This window comes from Arthrobacter sp. P1_H7 (assembly GCF_056405215.1).
In genome coordinates, this window is sequence record NZ_JBFUCO010000050.1 from 1 (window position 1) to 399 (window position 399).

General features: G+C 68.2%; 1 protein-coding gene. It reads left to right on the forward strand.

The genetic code is table 11. The features are described from left to right. A partial coding sequence (locus AC1DXI_RS20770) for an L-serine ammonia-lyase, iron-sulfur-dependent, subunit alpha (protein WP_476940154.1) occupies window positions 1-399 on the forward strand: 399 nt, incomplete at both ends.

Below are 399 nucleotides of genomic sequence, written 5' to 3' on the forward strand. Positions count from 1 at the left end.
CGACGTGGTGGTCAAGTTCCTGCTGACCGCCGGCGCCATCGGGGTGCTGTACAAGGAGCAGGCCTCGATCTCCGGCGCCGAGGTCGGCTGCCAGGGCGAGGTGGGCTCGGCGTCCTCGATGGCGGCCGCCGGCCTGGCCGAGGTCATGGGTGGCACGCCCCAGCAGGTGGAGAACGCCGCGGAAATCGCGATGGAGCACAACCTGGGCCTGACCTGCGATCCGATCGGCGGGCTCGTCCAGGTCCCGTGTATCGAACGCAACGCGATCGCCGCCGCCAAGGCCATCAACGCCGCCAAGATGGCGCTGTGGGGCGACGGCACGCACCGGGTCTCCCTGGACGAGGTCATCGTGACCATGCGCGAAACCGGCAAGGACATGAGCTCCAAGTACAAGGAAAC